This window comes from Cereibacter sphaeroides 2.4.1 (assembly GCF_000012905.2).
Taxonomy (GTDB): domain Bacteria; phylum Pseudomonadota; class Alphaproteobacteria; order Rhodobacterales; family Rhodobacteraceae; genus Cereibacter_A; species Cereibacter_A sphaeroides.
Map to the genome: position 1 here is coordinate 308050 of NC_007493.2, position 17886 is coordinate 325935.

Here is a 17886-nt window from a genome sequence, read left to right on the forward strand (position 1 = left end):
GTCCACGAAGATGCGTTCTGGTGTAATCGCCAAGAAGCTGGGCATGACCCGGCTGTTCCTCGAGGACGGGAAACAGGTTCCCGTGACCGTCCTCCAACTCGACTCGCTTCAGGTCGTCGCGCAGCGCACGACCGAGAAGGACGGCTACACCGCCGTTCAGCTCGGCGCGGGCGCGGCCAAGGCCAAGCGCGTGTCGGCGGCCCAGCGTGGCCACTTCGCGAAAGCGAACGTGGAGCCCAAGCGCAAGATCGCCGAATTCCGCGTGACGCCGGACTGCCTGATCGATGTCGGCGCCGAGATCACTGCTGACCACTACTTTGCGGGTCAGTTCGTGGACATCGCCGGCACCTCGATCGGTAAGGGCTTTGCCGGTGCCATGAAGCGGCACAACTTCGGCGGTCTGCGCGCCTCGCACGGCGTGTCGATCAGCCACCGCTCGCACGGCTCCACCGGCCAGTGCCAGGATCCCGGCAAGGTGTTCAAGGGCAAGAAGATGGCCGGCCACATGGGTGCTGCCCGTGTGACCACGCAGAACCTGCAGGTCGTGCGCACCGACAGCGACCGCGGCCTGATCATGGTGAAGGGCGCCGTTCCCGGTTCGAAGGGCGGCTGGGTCACCATCAAGGACGCGGTGAAGAAGCCGGCGCCGGAACAAGCGATCCGTCCGGCGGCGATCCGTGCCGCGGCGGTTGCCGAGGAAACCTCCACCGGAGGCGAAAGCAATGAAGGCTGAAGTCATCAAGCTGGACGCGAGCCCCGCTGGCTCGATTGAACTCGACGACGCGATCTTCGGTCTGGAGCCGCGCGCCGACATCCTGCACCGCGTCGTGCGCTGGCAGCGGGCGAAGGCCCAGGCCGGCACGCACTCGGTGCTCGGCAAGTCGGACGTGAGCTACTCGACCAAGAAGATCTATCGCCAGAAAGGCACCGGCGGCGCTCGCCACGGGTCCAAGAAGGCGCCGATCTTCCGTCACGGTGGCGTCTACAAGGGCCCGACCCCGCGCAGCCACGCCCACGACCTGAACAAGAAGTTCCGGGCGCTCGGGCTGAAGCACGCGCTGTCGTCCAAGGCCACGACGGGCAACCTGATCGTGCTCGAGGACATCGCGCTGGCCGAAGGCAAGACCGCGATGCTCGCGAAAGCGGTGAAGGAACTCGGCTGGAAGCGCGTGCTCGTCATCGACGGCGCTGACATCAACGAGAACTTCGCCAAGGCCGCGCGCAACCTCGAAGGCGTGGACGTGCTGCCGTCGATCGGGGCGAACGTGTATGACATCCTGAAGCGTGACACGCTCGTGATCACGAAGGCGGGTGTCGAAGCTCTGGAGGCTCGTCTGAAATGACCGCCAAACCCGAACATTACGATGTGATCCGCAAGCCGGTGATCACCGAGAAGGCGACCATGACGTCGGAAGCCAACGGCGTGGTCTTCGCGGTGGCGATGGAAGCGACCAAACCGCAGATCAAGGAAGCGGTCGAGGCCATCTTCAACGTCAAGGTCAAGGCGGTGAACACCGTCGTGACCAAGGGCAAGACCAAGAAGTTCAAGGGCCGCCCCGGCGTGCGCTCGGACCGCAAGAAAGCCTATGTGACGCTCGAGGAAGGAAACACCATCGACGTCTCGACGGGCCTCTGATAGAAGGCCTGCGAATCTCGCGGCCCCGGGCTTCCGGGGCCGTGATTTTTATAAACTGGGGATCTTCGGAGCCCTGTACCGGCCCCTCCCGAGGGGTCTCTAGCTGACGGAAGACAGGAAGCATGGCACTCAAGTCGTACAAACCGACGACGCCTGGCCAGCGTGGGCTGGTTCTGATCGACCGTTCGGAGCTGTGGAAAGGCCGTCCGGTCAAGACCCTCGTCGAGGGCCTGATCAAGACCGGTGGCCGGAACAACACCGGACGCGTCACGATGTGGCACAAGGGCGGCGGAGCCAAGCGGCTCTACCGCATCGTGGATTTCAAGCGTCGCAAGTTCGACGTGCCGGCCGTGGTCGAGCGCATCGAATACGACCCGAACCGCACCGCGTTCATCGCGCTCGTGCGCTATGAGGATGGCGAGCTCGCCTACATCCTCGCGCCGCAGCGCCTCGCCGTGGGCGACAGCGTCGTCGCCGGCGTCAAGACCGACGTGAAGCCCGGCAACGCGATGCCCTTCTCGGGCATGCCGATCGGCACGATCGTGCACAACGTCGAGCTGAAGCCCGGCAAGGGTGGCCAGCTGGCCCGCGCCGCCGGCACCTACGCCCAGTTCGTCGGCCGCGACGGCGGCTATGCCCAGATCCGTCTGAGCTCGGGCGAGCTGCGCATGGTGCGTCAGGAATGCATGGCCACCGTGGGTGCCGTGTCGAACCCGGACAACTCGAACCAGAACTTCGGCAAGGCCGGCCGGATGCGGCACAAGGGTGTGCGCCCGACCGTCCGCGGCGTGGCCATGAACCCGATCGACCACCCGCACGGCGGCGGCGAAGGCCGGACCTCGGGCGGCCGTCACCCGGTCACCCCGTGGGGCAAGGGCACCAAGGGCAACCGGACCCGCAAGAGCAAGGCTTCGGACAAGCTGATTGTCCGCTCGCGGCACGCGAAGAAGAAAGGGCGCTGAGCCATGGCACGTTCTACCTGGAAAGGCCCCTTCGTCGACGGGTACCTGCTGAAAAAGGCAGAGAAGTCGCGCGAGTCGGGCAAGAATGAAGTGATCAAGATCTGGTCGCGGCGCTCCACCATCCTGCCGCAGTTCGTGGGTCTGACCTTCGGCGTCTACAACGGCAAGAAGCACGTCCCGGTCAACGTGACCGAGGAGATGATCGGCCAGAAGTTCGGTGAATATTCGCCGACCCGGACCTACTACGGTCACGCGGCCGACAAGAAAGCGAAGAGGAAGTAATCCATGGGCAAGGAAAAGAACCCGCGCCGCGTGGGCGAAAACGAGGCTTTTGCCAAGGTGAAGATGCTGCGCACCTCGCCGCAGAAGCTGAACCTCGTCGCGGCCCTCATCCGTGGCAAGAAGGTCGACAAGGCGATCGCTGACCTCACCTTCTCGAAGAAGCGCATCAGCCAGGACGTGCTGAAGTGCCTGCAGTCGGCCATCGCGAACGCCGAGAACAACCACGGCCTCGACGTGGACGAACTCGTGGTCTCGGAAGCCTTCTGCGGCAAGAACCTTGTCATGAAGCGCGGTCGTCCGCGCGCTCGCGGCCGGTTCGGCAAGATCATGAAACCGTTCAGCGAGCTCACGATCAAGGTGAAGCAAGTCGGGGAGACTGCGTAATGGGTCAGAAGGTCAATCCGATCGGCATGCGCCTTCAGGTCAACCGCACCTGGGACAGCCGCTGGTTCGCCGAGTCGAAGGACTACGGCAATCTGCTGCTGGAAGACCTGAAGATGCGCGAGTTCATCCACGACTACGCCAAGCAGGCCGGCGTGTCGAAGGTGATCATCGAGCGTCCGCACCGCAAGTGCCGCGTGACGATCCACACCGCCCGTCCGGGCGTGATCATCGGCAAGAAGGGCGCGGACATCGAGACGCTGCGCAAGAAGCTGTCGGCCTTCACGAAGTCCGAGCTTCACCTGAACATCGTCGAGATCCGCAAGCCCGAGCTTGACGCCCAGCTGGTGGCCGAGTCGATCGCCCAGCAGATGGAACGCCGGGTGTCCTTCCGCCGCGCGATGAAGCGCGGCGTGCAGAACGCCATGCGGATCGGTGCCCTCGGCATCCGGGTCAACGTGTCGGGCCGCCTCGGCGGCGCCGAGATCGCCCGGACCGAATGGTACCGTGAGGGTCGGGTGCCGCTGCACACGCTGCGCGCCGACATCGACTACGCGACCTCGGAAGCCACGACCCCTTACGGGATCATCGGGGTGAAGGTCTGGATCTTCAAGGGCGAGATCCTCGAGCACGATCCGCAGGCGCACGACCGCCGGCATTCGGAAGCTCAGGAAGGTGCCGCACCGCGGCCGCCGCGTCGCGATCGCGAACGCGCGTAAGGGAGCAATGACAGATGCTGCAACCGAAACGGACGAAGTTCCGCAAACAGCACAAGGGCCGCATCCACGGTGAAGCCAAGGGCGGGTTCCTCCTGAACTTCGGCGGCTTCGGCCTCAAGGCCACCGAGCCCGAGCGTGTGACCGCGCGGCAGATCGAGGCTGCTCGCCGCGCGATCACGCGCCACATGAAGCGTCAGGGCCGGGTCTGGATCCGCGTGTTCCCGGACGTGCCGGTGACCTCGAAGCCCACCGAAGTCCGGATGGGTAAGGGCAAGGGCTCGGTCGACTACTGGGCGGCCAAGGTGAAGCCGGGCCGGATCATGTTCGAGATCGACGGCGTGTCCGAGACCATCGCCCGCGAGGCCCTGCGCCTCGGCGCGATGAAACTGCCGGTCATGACCCGGATCGTGGTCCGCGAGGACTGGTGATCTCCCGCCCCAGGCGGGCAGGACAGAGGCCCCCGGACGCAGCCGCGCCCGGGGGCCTTTTCAATGAAACAAGGCCGGAGGGGCATTCTTTCGCTTGCCCTTCGGCCGAACCTCCTGTAGCAGGCTGCATCCTGCGGATTCCGGGTCACCGGATTCGCGGATTTGTCATTGATCCACCAGATCCAAGGTAACCCTGCCAAGGTCGGGAGCCCTCTGGTGATTGAAGAAGGAAAGAGGCGATGACCACCGCCCAGGAACTGCGGTCCAAGACCCCGGACCAGCTCCGCGACCAGCTCGTGGCGCTCAAGAAAGAGGCCTTCAACCTCCGCTTCCAGCAGGCCACCGGCCAGCTCGAGAACACCGCCCGCATGCGCGCCGTCCGCCGCGACGTTGCCCGCATCAAGACGGTCCTGAACGAGATGGCCGCTTCGGCCGCTGCGAACTGAGAGGAAGCCTCCCATGCCCAAACGCATCCTGCAAGGCACCGTGACCAGCGACAAGAACGAGCAGACCGTGACGGTCCTCGTCGAGCGCCGCTTCAAGCACCCGCTGCTGAAGAAGACGGTCCGTCTGTCGAAGAAATACCGGGCCCATGACCCGGAGAACCAATTCAAGGTCGGCGACATCGTCCGCATCGAGGAATGCGCGCCCATCTCGAAGACGAAGCGCTGGAAGGTCGTGACCGACGCCGTCGTGGCGTGACGTCCGCCTTTCTGCCTGAACGAAACCCTGGGGCCGTGGGATCTAGCGGTCCCCAAAGGTCGGGAGAAACCAAATGATCCAGATGCAGACCAATCTGGATGTCGCTGACAACTCCGGCGCTCGCCGAGTTCAGTGCATCAAGGTTCTGGGTGGTTCCCACCGTCGCTATGCCAGCGTCGGCGACATCATCGTGGTGTCGGTGAAGGAAGCCATCCCGCGCGGTCGCGTGAAGAAGGGCGATGTCCGCAAGGCCGTCGTCGTGCGCACCGCCAAGGAAGTCCGTCGTGAAGACGGCACCACCATCCGCTTCGACCGCAACGCCGCCGTCATCCTGAACAACCAGGGCGAACCGGTCGGCACCCGTATCTTCGGGCCGGTCGTGCGCGAGCTGCGTGCCAAGAACTTCATGAAAATCATCTCGCTGGCGCCGGAGGTGCTCTGATGGCTGCGAAGCTGAAGAAGGGTGACCGCGTCGTCGTGCTGGCCGGCAAGGACAAGGGCAAGCAGGGCGAGATCACTGCGGTGATGCCGAAGGACAACAAGGCCGTGGTCGAGGGCGTGAACGTCGCCATCCGCCACACCAAGCAGACGCCGACCGCCCAGGGCGGCCGTCTCGCCAAGGCGATGCCGATCGACCTGTCGAACCTCGCGCTGCTCGATGCCAACGGCAAGGCCACGCGCGTGGGCTTCCGCTTCGAGGGCGAGAAGAAGGTCCGCTACGCCAAGACCACGGGGGATGTCATCTGATGCTCGACCAGACCAACTACACCCCGCGCCTGAAGGCGGCCTATGCGAACAGCGTTCGCGCCGCCATGAAGGAAGAGTTCGGCTACAAGAACGACATGCAGATCCCGCGTCTGGACAAGATCGTCCTGAACATGGGCGTCGGCGAGGCGGTCAAGGACACCAAGAAGGTGAAGACCGCTGCGGAAGAGCTCTCGATGATCGCCGGCCAGAAGGCCGTCGTGACCCACGCCAAGAAGTCGATCGCCGGCTTCCGCGTGCGCGAGCAGATGCCGCTCGGCTGCAAGGTGACGCTCCGCGGCGACCGCATGTACGAATTCCTCGACCGTCTGATCACGATCGCGCTGCCCCGCGTCCGCGACTTCCGCGGCGTGAAAGGCAACTCGTTCGATGGCCGCGGCAACTACGCGATGGGCCTCAAGGAGCAGTTCGTGTTCCCCGAGATCAACTTCGACAAGGTCGACGAGGTTCTCGGCATGGACATCATCATCTGCACCACCGCGAAGACCGACGCGGAAGCGAAGGCGCTGTTGAAGCAGTTCAACATGCCGTTCATCAGCTGATCGCGGGAGAGAGAAGAGTATGGCGAAGAAATCCATGATCGAACGCGAGATCAAGCGCGCGAAGATGGTGCAGCAGTATGCTGCCAAGCGCGCCTCGCTGAAGGAGATCACCACCAACGCGGACCTGCCGATGGAGCAGCGCTTCAAGGCGCAGCTCAAGCTGGCCGAACTGCCGCGCAACTCGTCGGCCACGCGGATCCACAACCGCTGCCAGCTGACGGGCCGTCCGCATGCGTATTATCGCAAGCTGAAACTCTCGCGGATCATGCTGCGTGAACTGGCCTCGTTCGGCCAGATCCCCGGCATGGTGAAGTCGAGCTGGTAAGGAGATCGGGATATGTCTGTGAACGATCCGCTCGGCGATATGCTGACCCGCATCCGCAACGCGCAGCTGCGTGGCAAGTCCACGGTGAGCACGCCGGCGTCCCGGCTGCGCGCCTGGGTGCTCGACGTGCTTCAGGCCGAGGGCTACATCCGCGGCTACGAGAAGAAGGAAACCGAGAACGGCCAGGGCGAACTGGTCATCTCGCTGAAGTACTTCGAGGGCACCCCGGTGATCCGCGAACTCAAGCGCGTGTCGAAGCCCGGCCGCCGCGTCTACATGGCCACGAAGGACCTTCCGAGCGTCCGTAACGGCCTCGGCGTGTCGATCATCTCCACGCCGAAAGGCGTCATGTCCGATGCGAGCGCACGCTCCGCCAATGTTGGCGGCGAAGTGCTCTGCACCGTGTTCTGAGGAGGGTTCAATGTCTCGTATCGGCAAGAAACCCGTACCGCTGCCGAAAGGCGTGACGGCCTCGATCTCGGGCCAGTCGATCGAAGTGAAGGGCCCGAAAGGCACCCGCAGCTTCTCGGCGACCGACGACGTGACCCTCGCGCTGGACGAAGGTTCGGTGAAGGTGACCCCGCGCGGCACCTCGAAGCGTGCCCGTCAGCAATGGGGCATGGTGCGGTCGCAGGTGGAAAACCTCGTGACCGGCGTCACCAGCGGCTTCAAGAAGGAGCTGGAGATCTCGGGCGTGGGTTACCGCGCGCAGATGGCCGGCAACGTGCTGAAGCTCTCGCTCGGCTATTCGCACGACGTCAACTTCGAGGTTCCGGCGGGTGTCACCGTCACCACCCCGAAGCAGACCGAGATCACGGTCGAAGGCATTGACCAGCAGCTGGTCGGCCAGGTGGCGGCGAACATCCGCGAGTGGCGGCGTCCCGAGCCCTACAAGGGCAAGGGCATCCGCTACAAGGACGAGTTCATCTTCCGCAAGGAAGGCAAGAAGAAGTAAGGGGCGCGACAATGGCGAACACGAAAAGAGAGCTGTTCCTCAAGCGCCGCCTGCGCGTCCGGAACAAACTGAAAGCATCGGCGAACGGGCGGCTCCGGCTGTCCGTCCACCGTTCCTCGAAGAACATCAGCGCCCAGCTGATCGACGACGCGAACGGTGTCACGCTGGCGGCGGCCTCGACCCTCGAGAAGGGCCTGGGCTTCGTCGGCAAGAACAACGTCGAGGCGTCGGCGGCCGTGGGCCGTGCGATCGCCGAGCGGGCGAAGGCGGCCGGGATCGAAGAGTGCTTCTTCGACCGCGGCGGTTTCCTCTTTCACGGGAAGATCAAGGCCCTGGCCGACGCTGCCCGTGAAGGCGGCCTGAAGTTCTGAGGAGTAAGACGATGGCAGAAAGAGAGAACCGCCGGGACCGTCGCGACGATCGTTCGCGCGAGGAAACCCCGGAATTCGCCGATCGTCTGGTGGCGATCAACCGCGTCTCCAAGACCGTGAAGGGCGGCAAGCGCTTCGGCTTTGCGGCTCTGGTGGTCGTGGGCGACCAGCGCGGTCGCGTCGGCTTCGGCAAGGGCAAGGCCAAGGAAGTGCCGGAAGCCATCCGCAAGGCGACCGAGCAGGCCAAGCGCCAGATGATCCGCGTCGCGCTGCGCGACGGCCGGACCCTGCACCATGACCAGGAAGGCCGCCACGGCGCCGGCAAGGTCGTGATGCGGGCAGCCGTTCCGGGGACGGGGATCATCGCCGGCGGCCCGATGCGCGCCGTGTTCGAGATGCTCGGCATCCAGGACGTGGTGGCGAAGTCGCTCGGCTCGCAGAACCCCTACAACATGATCCGTGCCACGATGGACGGTCTGAAGCGGGAATCCAGCCCTCGTCAAGTCGCGCAGCGCCGCGGCAAGAAGGTGGCCGACATCCTGAAGAAGCCGGAAGCCGAAGTGGCGGAAGCGTAAGGAGTCCGCACCATGGCGAAAACGATCATCGTGAAGCAGGTCCGGTCGGCAGCCCGCCGTCCGGCCGTGCAGACCGCGGTCCTCAAGGGCCTCGGGCTGAACAAGATGCACCGGACCCGGGAACTGGAAGACACGCCGTCGATCCGCGGCATGGTCGCCAAGATCCCGCATCTTGTCGAGATCATCGAAGAGCGCGGCTGACGCCGGGCCTTTGAAAACATGGGGCGCGCGGGCTTGCACCGGGCGCCCTTTCCCCATATCAGGCGCGCGGAGAGGCGACTCTCTGCCCAACAACAAGAAACGCCGTGTTCCCTCCATCCGTCGCTGGCGGAGGGGTTCCGGCCAGGAGATAGCGACATGAAACTGAACGAACTCCGCGACAACGAAGGCGCAGCCCGCAAGAAGAAGCGCGTGGCGCGCGGCCCGGGCTCGGGCAAGGGCAAGACCGCCGGCCGCGGGATCAAGGGCCAGAAGTCGCGTTCGGGCGTGGCTCTGAACGGCTACGAAGGCGGCCAGATGCCGCTCTACCGGCGTCTGCCGAAGCGGGGCTTCACCAAGCCGAACCGCAAGGAATATGCCGTGGTCAACCTCGGCCTGATCCAGAAGTTCGTCGACGCCGGCAAGCTGGACGCCAGCCAGCCGATCGACGAGAACGCGATCGTGGCCGCGGGCGTGACCTCGCACAAGCGTGACGGCATCCGCGTGCTGGCCAAGGGCGAGATCACCGCGAAGCTCGCGCTGACCGTGTCGGGCGCCTCGAAATCGGCGGTGGAAGCGATCGAGAAGGCGGGTGGCTCGATCACCCTGACCGCTCCGGCTGCGGCGGCCGCCAGCGCAGAATAAGGTTGTGGGTGCGCCTGCGGGCGCATACATCACCTGACAGTTTTCCCGCGCCGCCGACCCGGAGAACGGATCGGCGGCGCCGTCATGAGAGAGACCGGGCATGGCATCTGCTGCAGAGCAAATGGCGGCGAACCTGAGTTGGGGCGCCCTCGGCAAGGCCACCGACCTTCGCCAACGCATCTTCTTCACCATTGGCCTGCTGATGGTGTATCGCCTCGGCACCTACATTCCCGTGCCGGGGATCGACGGCTCGGCCCTGCGCCAGTTCATGGACAGTGCGACGGCCGGCATCGGCGGGATGCTGAACATGTTCACCGGCGGCGCGATCAGCCGGATGGGCATCTTCGCTCTCGGCATCATGCCCTACATCTCGGCCTCGATCATCGTCCAGCTCATGGCCTCGATGGTGCCGAGGCTCGAGCAGCTCAAGAAAGAGGGCGAGCAGGGCCGCAAGAAGATCAACCAGTACACCCGCTACGGCACCGTGTTCCTTGCGACCTTCCAGGCCTGGGGCATCGCGATGAGCCTCGAAGCGGGCGATCTCGTGACGGATCCGGGGTTGTTCTTCCGCGCCGCCTGCGTCATCACGCTGGTCGGCGGCACCATGTTCCTGATGTGGCTCGGCGAGCAGATCACCGCGCGCGGCATCGGCAACGGGATCTCGCTCATCATCTTCGTGGGCATCGTTGCCGAGATCCCGGCGCACCTCGCCCAGTTCCTGAGCCAGGGCCGGTCGGGCGCCATCAGCCCTGCGGTGATCGTGGGCGTGATCGCCATGGTGATCGCCGTGATCACCTTCGTGGTCTTCATGGAGCGCGCGCTCCGCAAGATCCACATCCAGTATCCGCGGCGCCAGGTCGGCATGAAGGTCTACGACGGCGGCTCGTCGCACCTGCCGGTCAAGGTGAACCCGGCGGGCGTGATCCCGGCGATCTTCGCCTCGTCGCTCCTCCTGCTGCCGGTGACGATCTCGACCTTCTCGGGCCAGCAGACCGGCCCCGTCATGTCGACGATCCTCGCCTATTTCGGCCCCGGCCAGCCGCTCTACCTGCTGTTCTTCGCAGGCATGATCGTGTTCTTCGCCTATTTCTACACGGCGAACGTGGCCTTCAAGGTCGATGACGTGGCCGAGAACCTGAAGAACCAGAACGGCTTCATCCCGGGGATCCGTCCCGGCAAGAAGACCGAGGAATATCTCGAATATGTGGTGAACCGGATCCTCGTGCTCGGCTCGGCCTATCTCGCGGCCGTCTGCCTCCTGCCCGAGATCCTGCGCAACCAGCTCGGCATTCCCTTCTACTTCGGGGGGACGTCGGTGCTGATCGTTGTGTCGGTGACGATGGACACCATCAACCAGGTTCAGTCGCACCTGCTCGCCCACCAGTACGAGGGGCTGATCGAGCGGTCGCAGCTGCGTGGAAGGAAACGGACCGGGGCGAAGACTCCGACCCGCCGCTGAGGGAAGAGTGATGGTGAATGTGATACTTCTGGGGCCGCCCGGCGCTGGCAAGGGCACGCAGGCCAAGCGGCTCGAGGAGAGCCGCGGCATGGTGCAGCTTTCGACCGGCGACATGCTGCGCGAGGCCAAGACCTCTGGCTCCGAGATGGGGCGCCGCGCCGCCGAGGTGATGGACCGCGGCGAGCTCGTGACGGACGAGATCGTGATCGGCCTGATTCGCGAGAAGCTGCAGTCGCCCGCGGCGGGCGGCTTCATCTTCGACGGCTTCCCGCGGACGCTGAAGCAGGCGGATGCCCTCGGAGAGCTGCTCGCGCAGATGGGGCAGGGGCTCGACGCGGTGATCGAGATGCAGGTGGACGATGCCGCCCTCGTGGCGCGCATCACCGGCCGCTACTCCTGCGGCAGCTGCGGCGCGGTCTATCACGACGACACGAAGCCCACGAAGGTCGAGGGCGTCTGCGACGTCTGCGGCTCGACGGACCTGCGGCGGCGCGCGGACGACACGGCCGAGGCGCTGTCGAAGCGTCTGATGGAATATTACAAGAAAACCTCGCCCCTCATCGGCTACTACTATGCCAAGGGGCAGCTGTCGTCGGTGGACGGGCTGGCCGAGATGGACGCGGTCTCTGCGGCGATCTCGAAGGTTCTTGACAAGCGCGGGTGACTTTGCATCCGGCCTTGACGGCCGGGGCAAAAGCCCATAGATCACGGCGTCCCGCGAGGGAATCGTCCAGCGACGGGTTTTGTCCTGCGGCGAACAGTCCGGAGCGACTGCCGGCTCCGGTGGTTGTGAAAAAAGGTCCTGGAATTACGGGACCGCAACAAAAGGAAGAAACGTTTGGCACGTATTGCTGGCGTCAACATCCCGACCGCGAAACGGGTTCCGATCGCGCTCACCTACATCCATGGCATCGGCGACTTCGTGGCCGGTCAGATCTGTGACGCCGTGGGCATCGACCGCGCCCGTCGCGTCAATGAACTGTCCGACGCCGAAGTGCTCTCGATCCGCGAGTACATCGATGCGAACGTGACCGTCGAGGGCGACCTGCGTCGCGAAACCTCGATGAACATCAAGCGCCTGATGGACCTCGGCTGCTACCGCGGCCTGCGTCACCGTCGCGGCCTGCCGGTGCGCGGTCAGCGCACGCACACCAACGCCCGCACCCGCAAGGGCCCGGCCAAAGCCATTGCCGGCAAGAAGAAATAAGGGGCGCTGAGACATGGCACGTGACAAGACCCGCATGAAGCGCAAGGAACGCAAGAACATCGCCGCCGGCGTTGCTCATGTGAACTCCTCGTTCAACAACACCAAGATCCTGATCTCCGACGTGCAGGGCAACGCGATCTCCTGGTCGTCGGCCGGCACCATGGGCTTCAAGGGCTCGCGGAAATCGACGCCCTACGCGGCGCAGATGGCCGCCGAGGACGCCGCCAAGAAGGCTCAGGACCACGGCATGAAGACCATCGAGGTCGAAGTGCAGGGCCCGGGTTCGGGGCGCGAATCGGCGCTCCGCGCGCTGGCCGCCGCCGGCCTCAACATCACCTCGATTCGCGACGTGACGCCGATGGCGCACAACGGCTGCCGTCCGCCGAAACGCCGTCGCGTCTGACCGCACATCCATTGGGTCGGGCCGCGCCATCCGGTGCGGCCCGATCGACTTGTTCAGATCCTCGGGCGTTGCCGGCTTACGGACATGGGCTGGCGACAGGTATGGAGGCAAACGCATGATCCACAAGAACTGGGCCGAGCTGATCAAGCCGACGCAGCTGGTCGTCAAGCCGGGTGCCGATCCGGCCCGGGTCGCCACCGTGATTGCGGAGCCGCTCGAGCGCGGCTTCGGTCTGACGCTGGGCAACGCGCTGCGCCGCGTGCTGCTCTCGTCGCTTCAGGGGGCCGCCATCACCTCCGTCCAGATCGACAACGTGCTGCACGAGTTCTCGTCGGTGGCCGGTGTCCGTGAGGATGTGACCGACATCGTCCTGAACCTGAAGGGCGTCTCGATCAAGATGGAGGTCGAGGGCCCTAAGCGTCTGTCGATCTCCGCCAAAGGGCCGGGCGTCGTCACCGCGGGCGACATCTCGGAATCGAACGGCATCGAGATCCTGAACAAGGATCATGTCATCTGCCACCTCGACGAGGGGGCGGACGTGTTCATGGAGCTGACCGTGAACACCGGCAAGGGCTATGTCGCGGCAGACAAGAACCGTCCCGAGGATGCGCCGATCGGCCTCATTCCGATCGACGCGATCTACTCGCCGGTGAAGAAGGTGAGCTACGAAGTCACGCCGACCCGCGAGGGCCAGGTGCTCGACTATGACAAGCTCACCATGCGGATCGAAACCGACGGCGGCCTGACCCCGGACGATGCGGTGGCCTATGCCGCGCGCATCCTGCAGGATCAGCTGTCGATCTTCGTCAACTTCGAAGAGCCGGAATCGGCCACCCGCCACGACGTGGAGGATGGGCTCGAGTTCAACCCGCTGCTCCTCAAGAAGGTGGACGAGCTCGAACTGTCGGTCCGCTCGGCGAACTGCCTCAAGAACGACAATATCGTCTATATCGGCGATCTCATCCAGAAGACCGAAGCCGAGATGCTCCGCACCCCGAACTTCGGCCGCAAGTCGCTCAACGAGATCAAGGAAGTGCTCTCGGGCATGGGTCTGCACCTCGGCATGGATGTCGAGGACTGGCCGCCGGAGAACATCGAGGATCTGGCCAAGCGCTTCGAAGACCAGTTCTGAGGGCGGGGGCGTCACGCCCCCCCCTCGGCCCCCGGGCAATCCCGCCCCAAAGAAGCCCGTCGCACCGCACGTCGGGCAGGACAAAGCATAGGAGACCATCATGCGTCACGCCCGCGGCTACCGCCGCCTGAACCGCACCCACGAGCACCGCAAGGCGCTGTTCGCCAACATGGCCGGCTCGCTGATCGAGCACGAGCAGATCAAGACGACCCTGCCGAAGGCCAAGGAACTGCGTCCGATCATCGAGAAGCTGATCACGCTTGCGAAGCGCGGCGACCTGCACGCCCGCCGTCAGGCTGCGGCGCAGCTCAAGGAAGACCGTCACGTCGCCCGGCTGTTCGAGATCCTCGGGCCGCGCTACGCCGAGCGCGCCGGCGGCTATGTCCGCGTGCTGAAAGCCGGTTTCCGCTACGGGGACATGGCGCCGATGGCGATCATCGAATTCGTCGACCGCGATCCGAACGCGAAAGGCGCCGCCGACAAGGCGCGCACCGCCGCCGAAGAAGCGCTGGAAGAATAAGACCGTTTCCGGTCTTGGCGATTTGGGCCCGTCTCCTCGGAGGCGGGCCTTTTTCTTTTTGGCGTCATGGACTTTTGTCCGATGGCCAAAGGGATGGGATTACCGCAAAAGGCAGTTGCAGACAGGCGGATTCACCATTGCCAAAAAACGTGTTTGCTTCATGAGATGGTTGTCATAAAGCTAGCTTTGCGACGGCGTGGGGATCGCCGAATATCGAGCTTGTCCATCCCAAGCGATTTGCTGTGCACTGTTTCCCGAATGACGATAAATTCAAAAATCGATCTTGAAATCAGTCAACTCCGGCGCATGGCCACTGCAGGCTACTTTCTGGGCCTGCACGTCCGCTTCACCTCGCCCCTTATCACAATGCAATCATACCGCGAGGACTGGATCGAGTATTACACGGAAAAGGGATATGTCATATATGATCCCACCATCCGTTGGGCGCTGAGCGAAACGGGCCATCGCAGGTGGAGCGATCTGGCAGAGCAGGATTCGCGGGGTGTCTTCGCGGCTGCTGCGCAATTCGATCTCCGCTTTGGCGTCACCTGCTCGTGGGGCACGAGGGAATCGCGCAGCCTCGGGAGTTTTGCGCGATCGGACCGGGAATTTACCGACCGCGAGGTCGAGCTGATCTTTTCCCTGTTCCAGCGGCTTCACGAACTGACGCAGCCGCCCCAGGAATTGACGCAGCCGCAGATCGAGGCCCTGCGCTGCATCGCCGGTGGCGATCGCCACGCGGCGGCGGCGATGAAACTCGGCATTTCCGAAAGCGCGCTGAAGGCGCGGATTGCCAGCGCGCGCCAGCGGCTCGGCGCCCGCACCACCGCCGAGGCGATCCAGCGGGCCAAGGAATACCGGCTGATCTGACGCTTGCGCAGGGACGGGCGGCGATTACATATCGCTCCGTCCCATGAGGTGTTCCATGCGTCACGCTCTGCTTGCCTTTTCCCTGATCGCTCTCCTGTCGCCGCTTGCCGCGCCTGCCGAGACGCGCCTGCCCGAGAGCGCCGCCGAGATTTCGCTCTCCTTCGCGCCGGTGGTGCGCTCGGCGGCACCTGCGGTCGTGAACATCTATGCCACGCGGGTGGTCGAGCAGCGCGTGAGCCCCTTTGCCGCCGATCCGTTCTTCGACCAGCTCTTCCGGGATTTCGGTCGCCGCCAGCCGCGGGTGCAGAACTCGCTGGGCTCCGGCGTGATCGTCTCCGGGGACGGGATCGTGGTGTCGAACTATCATGTGGTGGGACAGGCCGACGCCATCCGGGTCGTGCTGAACGACCGGCGCGAATATGAGGCCGAGGTGATGCTCGCCGATCAGGACAGCGACCTTGCGGTGCTGAAGCTGAAGGAGGCCAGGGATCTGCCGCATCTGGGGCTGCGCGATTCCGACGGCGTCGAGGTGGGGGAGCTGGTGCTGGCCATCGGCAACCCGTTCGGGGTGGGCCAGACCGTGTCGCAGGGCATCGTCTCGGGGCTCGCGCGCTCGGGTCTCTCGATCGACGGCGGGCGCGGCTATTTCATCCAGACCGATGCCGCCATCAACCCCGGCAACTCGGGCGGCGCGCTGGTCGATACGGCGGGGCGGCTCGTAGGGATCAACACCGCGATCCTCACCCAGTCGGGCGGCTCGAACGGGATCGGCTTCGCCATTCCCGCCAATCTGGTGCGCAGCTTCCTTGCACAGGCGGAGGCGGGCGAGGCGCACTTCCAGCGTCCCTGGGCAGGGGTGAACGGGCAGGCGGTCGATGCAAGCATGGCCGAGGCGATGGGGCTCGAACGCCCGGAAGGGGTGGTGCTGACCGAGCTCGATCCCGAGAGCCCGTTCCGCGCCGCGGGCCTGCGCGCGGGCGATGTGGTGGTGGCGCTGGAGGGGCAGCGCACCGACAGCCCGCAGGAGGTGATCTTCCGGCTCTCCTCCTTGGGCATCGGCGCGCGCGCCACGGTGAGCTATCTGCGCGACGGCGAGACGCGCGAGGCCGAGATCGCGCTGGTCGTGGCGCCCGACAAGCCGCCCCGCGAGACGGTGGCGCTGCGCGAGACGGTCCTTGCCGGGCTCACGGTCGAGCGGCTCAATCCCGCGGTGCGGGCCGAGCTGAACCTGCCCCTGACCCTCGAAGGGGTGGTGGTGCGCGCCTCCGAGGCGACGGCGGCGCAGACGGGCCTCCGGCCGGGCGACATCCTGCTCGAGATCAACGGCCGCCGGATCGAGCGCCCGCGCGATGTGGAGCGCGCCGCGCAGGAGCGGGTGCGCTGGTGGCAGATCGACGTTCTCCGCGACGGCAAGCCGCTGCGACTGCGCTTCCGTCTCTGACCCTTTCCCCGCCCTCGCGGCGCGCGTAGGCTTCGCCCATGTCCGACCTCTTCGACCGAGAGCCTGCGCCCCCGCAGCCCGATGCCCCCCGCCCGCTGGCCGACCGGCTGCGGCCGAAGTCGCTGGCCGAAGTGATCGGGCAGGGCAAGGTCCTGTCGCCCGACGGGCCTCTGGGCGCGATGCTGGTCTCGGGCAGCCTGTCGTCGCTGATCCTCTGGGGGCCGCCGGGCGTGGGCAAGACCACCATCGCCCGGCTGCTCGCGAAGGAGACCGACCTCGCCTTCGTGCAGATCTCGGCGATCTTCACCGGCGTGCCGGACCTTCGGAAGGTGTTCGAGGCGGCGAAGCTCCGGCGGGCGAACGGGCAGGGGACGCTCCTGTTCGTCGATGAGATCCACCGCTTCAACAAGGCCCAGCAGGATGGCTTCCTGCCGCACATGGAGGACGGGACCATCCTCCTCGTGGGGGCGACCACCGAGAACCCCTCTTTCGAGCTGAACGCGGCTCTCATGTCGCGGGCGCAGGTGATCGTGCTCGACCGGCTGAGCCTTGCCGATCTCGAGCGTCTGGCCCAGCGGGCCGAGCACGAGACGGGGCGGGCCCTGCCGCTCGACGGCCCCGCGCGCGAGGCGCTGCTGGAGATGGCCGACGGCGACGGAAGGGCGCTTCTGAACCTCGTCGAGCAGGTGATGGCTTGGAAGGTCAAGGGGCCTCTGGACCGCGACCAGCTTGCCACGCGCCTCATGCGGCGGGCCGCGAAATACGACAAATCGGGCGAGGAGCATTACAACCTCATCTCGGCCCTGCACAAATCCGTGCGCGGGTCCGACCCCGATGCCGCGCTCTACTGGTTCGCGCGGATGCTCGAGGGCGGCGAGGACCCGCGCTTCCTCGCCCGGCGCATCACGCGGATGGCGGTCGAGGACATCGGCCTCGCCGATCCGCAGGCGCAGGGGATCTGCCTCGAGGCCTGGGCCACCTACGAGCGGCTGGGCTCGCCCGAGGGCGAGCTCGCGCTGGCCGAGGCGCTGGTCTATCTGGCGCTCAGCCCGAAGTCGAACGCGGTCTATACCGCCTACAAGGCCGCGCGGGCGGCGGCGAAGCAGACCGGCTCCGAGCCGCCGCCGAAGCATATCCTGAACGCGCCGACGAAGATGATGAAGGAGATCGGCTACGGCTCGGGCTACCAGTACGACCACGATGCCGAGGACGGCTTCTCGGGCCAGAACTACTTCCCCGAGAGCATGAAGCGCCCGGTCTGGTATCTGCCGCAGGAGCGCGGTTTCGAGCGGGAACTGAAGAAGCGCACCGACTATTTCTCCAAGCTCCGCGCCAAGCGGCAGGGCGGTTGACATTGACCCTTGCGGG

Annotated in this window: 29 protein-coding genes; all 29 read left to right on the forward strand. The window is 65.3% G+C overall.

All coding sequences use genetic code 11. From position 1 onward, the window contains the following. Positions 1-10: 10 nt before the first annotated feature. The 29 genes from rplC (at position 11) to RSP_RS01660 (ending at position 17870) form a co-directional block, all read left to right on the forward strand. On the forward strand, positions 11-733 hold the full coding sequence (gene rplC, locus RSP_RS01520) for a 50S ribosomal protein L3 (protein ID WP_009563652.1): 723 nt from the start codon (positions 11-13) through the stop codon (positions 731-733). Next, the gene (gene rplD / locus RSP_RS01525) at positions 723-1343 is read left to right on the forward strand and encodes a 50S ribosomal protein L4 (protein WP_002722493.1); all 621 of its coding nucleotides are present in this window, start codon (positions 723-725) and stop codon (positions 1341-1343) included. Before rplC ends, rplD begins: the two co-directional genes overlap by 11 nt. Next, the gene (locus tag RSP_RS01530; protein WP_002722494.1) at positions 1340-1636 is read left to right on the forward strand and encodes a 50S ribosomal protein L23; all 297 of its coding nucleotides are present in this window, start codon (positions 1340-1342) and stop codon (positions 1634-1636) included. The genes rplD and RSP_RS01530 overlap by 4 nt, the downstream gene beginning before the upstream one ends. A 122-nt stretch (positions 1637-1758) precedes the next feature. After that, the gene (gene rplB, locus RSP_RS01535; protein ID WP_002722495.1) at positions 1759-2598 is read left to right on the forward strand and encodes a 50S ribosomal protein L2; all 840 of its coding nucleotides are present in this window, start codon (positions 1759-1761) and stop codon (positions 2596-2598) included. 3 nt (positions 2599-2601) lie between these two features. Then, positions 2602-2880: a 30S ribosomal protein S19 gene (rpsS, locus tag RSP_RS01540; protein ID WP_002722496.1), complete on the forward strand. Its 279-nt coding sequence runs from the start codon at positions 2602-2604 to the stop codon at positions 2878-2880. A gap of 3 nt (positions 2881-2883) precedes the next feature. Then, positions 2884-3264: a 50S ribosomal protein L22 gene (gene rplV / locus RSP_RS01545; RefSeq protein WP_002722497.1), complete on the forward strand. Its 381-nt coding sequence runs from the start codon at positions 2884-2886 to the stop codon at positions 3262-3264. Then, entirely contained in the window at positions 3264-3980 is a 717-nt protein-coding gene (gene rpsC / locus RSP_RS01550) for a 30S ribosomal protein S3 (RefSeq protein WP_002722498.1), read from the forward strand. The genes rplV and rpsC overlap by 1 nt, the downstream gene beginning before the upstream one ends. 14 nt (positions 3981-3994) lie before the next feature. Continuing rightward, on the forward strand, positions 3995-4408 hold the full coding sequence (rplP, locus tag RSP_RS01555; RefSeq protein WP_002722499.1) for a 50S ribosomal protein L16: 414 nt from the start codon (positions 3995-3997) through the stop codon (positions 4406-4408). Positions 4409-4647: 239 nt separating this feature from the next. Beyond that, positions 4648-4854 carry a 50S ribosomal protein L29 gene (rpmC, locus tag RSP_RS01560; RefSeq protein ID WP_002722500.1) on the forward strand — a complete coding sequence of 69 codons (207 nt, stop codon included), beginning with the start codon at positions 4648-4650 and terminating at the stop codon, positions 4852-4854. Positions 4855-4867: 13 nt separating this feature from the next. Further along, positions 4868-5110 (forward strand): 30S ribosomal protein S17, encoded by a 243-nt coding sequence (gene rpsQ, locus RSP_RS01565; RefSeq protein WP_002722502.1) that lies wholly within the window; start codon positions 4868-4870, stop codon positions 5108-5110. A gap of 73 nt (positions 5111-5183) precedes the next feature. Continuing rightward, complete coding sequence (rplN, locus tag RSP_RS01570; RefSeq protein WP_002722508.1) at positions 5184-5552, forward strand: 50S ribosomal protein L14; 369 nt, start codon at positions 5184-5186, stop codon at positions 5550-5552. After that, positions 5552-5857, forward strand: a complete 306-nt coding sequence (gene rplX / locus RSP_RS01575) for a 50S ribosomal protein L24 (RefSeq protein ID WP_002722510.1) — start codon at positions 5552-5554, stop codon at positions 5855-5857. The genes rplN and rplX overlap by 1 nt, the downstream gene beginning before the upstream one ends. Continuing rightward, a complete protein-coding gene (gene rplE, locus RSP_RS01580; RefSeq protein WP_011336952.1) occupies positions 5857-6417 on the forward strand; it encodes a 50S ribosomal protein L5 in 561 nt (186 codons plus the stop codon). The genes rplX and rplE overlap by 1 nt, the downstream gene beginning before the upstream one ends. 19 nt (positions 6418-6436) lie before the next feature. Beyond that, positions 6437-6742: a 30S ribosomal protein S14 gene (rpsN, locus tag RSP_RS01585; protein WP_002722514.1), complete on the forward strand. Its 306-nt coding sequence runs from the start codon at positions 6437-6439 to the stop codon at positions 6740-6742. 12 nt (positions 6743-6754) lie between these two features. Beyond that, a complete protein-coding gene (gene rpsH / locus RSP_RS01590; protein WP_002722516.1) occupies positions 6755-7153 on the forward strand; it encodes a 30S ribosomal protein S8 in 399 nt (132 codons plus the stop codon). A 10-nt stretch (positions 7154-7163) separates the two neighbouring features. Continuing rightward, positions 7164-7697, forward strand: a complete 534-nt coding sequence (gene rplF, locus RSP_RS01595) for a 50S ribosomal protein L6 (protein WP_002722518.1) — start codon at positions 7164-7166, stop codon at positions 7695-7697. Between the two features lie 11 nt (positions 7698-7708). Continuing rightward, positions 7709-8068: a 50S ribosomal protein L18 gene (gene rplR, locus RSP_RS01600; protein ID WP_002722520.1), complete on the forward strand. Its 360-nt coding sequence runs from the start codon at positions 7709-7711 to the stop codon at positions 8066-8068. Between the two features lie 11 nt (positions 8069-8079). Further along, on the forward strand, positions 8080-8643 hold the full coding sequence (gene rpsE / locus RSP_RS01605) for a 30S ribosomal protein S5 (protein ID WP_002722522.1): 564 nt from the start codon (positions 8080-8082) through the stop codon (positions 8641-8643). Between the two features lie 12 nt (positions 8644-8655). Further along, a complete protein-coding gene (gene rpmD / locus RSP_RS01610; protein ID WP_002722524.1) occupies positions 8656-8844 on the forward strand; it encodes a 50S ribosomal protein L30 in 189 nt (62 codons plus the stop codon). A 156-nt stretch (positions 8845-9000) separates the two neighbouring features. Continuing rightward, positions 9001-9486: a 50S ribosomal protein L15 gene (gene rplO, locus RSP_RS01615; RefSeq protein ID WP_009563657.1), complete on the forward strand. Its 486-nt coding sequence runs from the start codon at positions 9001-9003 to the stop codon at positions 9484-9486. A gap of 100 nt (positions 9487-9586) precedes the next feature. Then, positions 9587-10945, forward strand: a complete 1359-nt coding sequence (secY, locus tag RSP_RS01620) for a preprotein translocase subunit SecY (protein WP_011336953.1) — start codon at positions 9587-9589, stop codon at positions 10943-10945. Positions 10946-10955: 10 nt separating this feature from the next. Beyond that, positions 10956-11609: an adenylate kinase gene (locus tag RSP_RS01625; RefSeq protein WP_011336954.1), complete on the forward strand. Its 654-nt coding sequence runs from the start codon at positions 10956-10958 to the stop codon at positions 11607-11609. 174 nt (positions 11610-11783) lie between these two features. Continuing rightward, entirely contained in the window at positions 11784-12152 is a 369-nt protein-coding gene (rpsM, locus tag RSP_RS01630) for a 30S ribosomal protein S13 (protein WP_002722532.1), read from the forward strand. A gap of 13 nt (positions 12153-12165) precedes the next feature. Further along, positions 12166-12555 carry a 30S ribosomal protein S11 gene (rpsK, locus tag RSP_RS01635; protein WP_002722534.1) on the forward strand — a complete coding sequence of 130 codons (390 nt, stop codon included), beginning with the start codon at positions 12166-12168 and terminating at the stop codon, positions 12553-12555. Between the two features lie 115 nt (positions 12556-12670). Further along, positions 12671-13687, forward strand: a complete 1017-nt coding sequence (locus RSP_RS01640; RefSeq protein WP_002722536.1) for a DNA-directed RNA polymerase subunit alpha — start codon at positions 12671-12673, stop codon at positions 13685-13687. Positions 13688-13787: 100 nt separating this feature from the next. Further along, positions 13788-14207, forward strand: a complete 420-nt coding sequence (rplQ, locus tag RSP_RS01645; protein ID WP_002722538.1) for a 50S ribosomal protein L17 — start codon at positions 13788-13790, stop codon at positions 14205-14207. A 258-nt stretch (positions 14208-14465) separates the two neighbouring features. Beyond that, the gene (locus RSP_RS01650) at positions 14466-15077 is read left to right on the forward strand and encodes an autoinducer binding domain-containing protein (RefSeq protein ID WP_011336955.1); all 612 of its coding nucleotides are present in this window, start codon (positions 14466-14468) and stop codon (positions 15075-15077) included. A 55-nt stretch (positions 15078-15132) separates the two neighbouring features. Next, positions 15133-16518 (forward strand): Do family serine endopeptidase, encoded by a 1386-nt coding sequence (locus RSP_RS01655; RefSeq protein WP_011336956.1) that lies wholly within the window; start codon positions 15133-15135, stop codon positions 16516-16518. Between the two features lie 38 nt (positions 16519-16556). Continuing rightward, a complete protein-coding gene (locus tag RSP_RS01660) occupies positions 16557-17870 on the forward strand; it encodes a replication-associated recombination protein A (protein ID WP_011336957.1) in 1314 nt (437 codons plus the stop codon). Positions 17871-17886: the final 16 nt, after the last annotated feature.